Source organism: Mesotoga sp. HF07.pep.5.2.highcov (genome assembly GCF_003666285.1).
Classification (GTDB): Bacteria; Thermotogota; Thermotogae; order Petrotogales; family Kosmotogaceae; genus Mesotoga; species Mesotoga prima.
Window position 1 is genome coordinate 1 of the sequence record NZ_JFHJ01000426.1, and the last position, 1437, is coordinate 1437.

The 1437-nt window shown below is 42.9% G+C and carries 1 protein-coding gene; it reads right to left on the reverse strand.

Annotated elements, in window-relative coordinates; genetic code table 11:
- Window positions 1-1437 (reverse strand): hypothetical protein (locus BG32_RS08930; RefSeq protein WP_259459637.1); only part of this gene is annotated, 1437 nt, incomplete at both ends.

A 1437-nucleotide genomic window follows, 5' to 3' on the forward strand; every position in this document is an offset into this window, starting at 1 on the left:
ATTTACTTTTGCAGAGAAACCCATGGGAATTTCCATCTCCGGACGAAGGACACAAGCGATAGTTACTCCCGGAAAGAACTTGAAGCCAAACTTTCCTTCAATTTCAGGAGATCCGTCGAAATCGATCTTATCTACAAAGGTTGAATTATGGTCTATAGAACCCCTTGTATAGCTTTTTCCATGGGGCCCGTGGAAGTCTATCTTCGCTTCGACTTCGTAATGGAACTTCGGATAAACCTCTATCTCTGGACCGAATTGAAGATCAATGCTCTCGATCTGCGTTTCCATTCCATAGAATAGCTCAATCGGTATGCTGACTTTTACGGGAATGCCGCATACACTGATGCTTACCTCTGGTTCAGCTACCTTCTTCGTGTTTTCAGTCTCGAACCCTTCCTTTCCAACTATTTCGAGTATAGAAGAGACTTTTGCCGGAAATCGAAGAGTTCCATTTGAGCTGAATTTGTTCCACGAAAGATGAAAGTCAAGACTGATATTCGCGTCGAGGACCAGTTTGTTCATGATTGCAGCTTTCATCTCATCATCATCAACGATAGATACTTCCCATTCTTTTGTAATCAGGTTTGTTGTTACACTCTCTGCAAAGGAACGATCACTTTCGGTTCCGAATTTCTCTATGATTTCTGATACATCACCTTCAATGTTCAGAATCAAAGTGCCCAGAGCCTCTTCAACAAAAGCTTCTTCCGTTTCAAGTGTAACTTTTGAAGGGTCAGAATCATTCACGGAAACAACTCTTCTCAAAGAATCTTTCATTGTGTCAAAAATATAATCACCATTTGAGAAATTAGGCAAAGAAGATGTCTTGGAAAATACGATTTGATTTTCGATTGCAGAGGGTTCCTGAACAAGAAGAGAAGAGTTTATCACAAGCGATCTAGGTATAGAATTGCTCACTGCAATTACGCCACTGGGAAATCTGGTTGAGGAAACCATTGGAGGTTGCTGAACTCTGAAAAGGACTTTTCTGAAGGAAACCGGGCCGGAACTCTCTGCATCGGGTATCTCGTGCCTGAAGGTTAGAAGATACCCACTGCTTATATACGGGTCCTGCATACCGGCGGCAGAATGGTATGAGACTCCAGAGAAGAAATCAGCATCGGATGAGCTCGAGAGATCTTGAGAACCTGCAGACACCGGCTGAAAAACTGAGTCAACATGCTTTACAATTGCACCTTCCGAATCGTAAATCAGATACTCATATTCGATACCAGTACCATCTATGGATTTGATGTAAAGATAACCATAATTTCTCTCCGCAATAGAAGAACCTTCTTCAGGTGCCCACTCCATTCTAAGATCCTGGAATGCAATCAGGGTTCCCTCTCCCAAATGCGAAATCGACATATCTGAAGGCGAAAAGAGGAGACCCCCTCCATAATAAGCACCGCCCTTAAGTTCTTCAAAGGGCACCCT